This is a genomic window from Parahoeflea alexandrii (assembly GCF_024105735.1).
GTDB lineage: Bacteria > Pseudomonadota > Alphaproteobacteria > Rhizobiales > Rhizobiaceae > Hoeflea > Hoeflea alexandrii.
Genome location: NZ_JAAAML010000013.1, coordinates 1 through 1,058, shown reverse-complemented (window position 1 = coordinate 1,058; position 1,058 = coordinate 1). Strand labels below are relative to the sequence as shown.

Genomic DNA, 1,058 nt, shown 5'->3' with positions numbered 1-1,058 from the left:
TCGACGCAGGCGGTGACGAAGGCGACGCCTGCCAGGCCCTCTTCGATGCCGGGATAGATGACGCCTTCGGGGGCAGGCTTGCCGTCGCGATGCGCGATGATGGCTTCGGCCGCCTCGTTGTAGATGGTGGCGAAGCCTTCGAGGTAGCCTTCGGGATGGCCGCCGGGGATGCGGCTGACGCGCTGGCCGGCTGCCGTTGCGCCCGCGCCGTTGCGGGTGAGCAATCGTTTCGGCTGACCCAGCGGTGTGTGCCAGAGATAGTTCGGGTCTTCCTGGGCCCATTCGAGCCCGCCCTTTTCGCCGTAGATGCGGAGCTTCAGCGCGTTTTCGTTGCCCGGCGCCACCTGGGAGCACCAGAGCATGCCCTTGGCGCCGCCCGCAAACCGCATCAGCACGTGTCCATTGTCATCGAGCTTGCGGCCCTTGACGAAACTGTCGAGATCGGCGCAGAGCTCGGCGAGCTCGAGCCCCGAGACGAAGCTTGCCAGGTTGAAGGCATGGGTGCCGATGTCGCCGGTCGAGCCGCCAAGGCCGGAACGCGCCGGATCGGTGCGCCAGCCGGCCTGTTTCTGCCCGGTCTCCTCGAGGTTTTCCGACAGCCAGTCCTGGGCATATTCGACCTGCACCAGCCGGATCCGGCCCAGTTCGCCGCTTTCGATCATCTCGCGCGCCTGCCGGATCATCGGGTAGCCGGTGTAGTTGTGGGTCAGCACGAACAATGCGCCGGACGCCTCGGCCGCCTTGGCGAGCTTCTTCGCGTCGGCCAGCGTCGAGGTCAACGGCTTGTCGCAGATCACGTGGATGCCGCGTTTCAGGAATTCGCGCGCCACCGGATAGTGCATGTGGTTGGGCGTGACGATCGCAACCGCCTCGATGCCTGATTTCAGTCGCGCTTCCCGCTTGGCCATCTCGACATAATCGCCATAGGCGCGGTCGGGCGCGACGCCGAGATCGGCGGCCGAGGCCTTTGATTTTTCCGGCGTCGAGGAAAACGCCCCGGCGACCAGCTCGTAGCGGTCGTCGATGCGCGAGGCGATGCGGTGGACGCCGCCGATGAA

The 1,058-nt window shown here is 66.1% G+C and carries 1 protein-coding gene; it reads right to left on the bottom strand.

Annotated elements, in window-relative coordinates; all coding sequences use genetic code 11:
• On the bottom strand, positions 1-1,058 hold a 1,058-nt coding region (locus tag GTW23_RS23340; RefSeq protein ID WP_252917741.1), incomplete at both ends, for a Gfo/Idh/MocA family protein.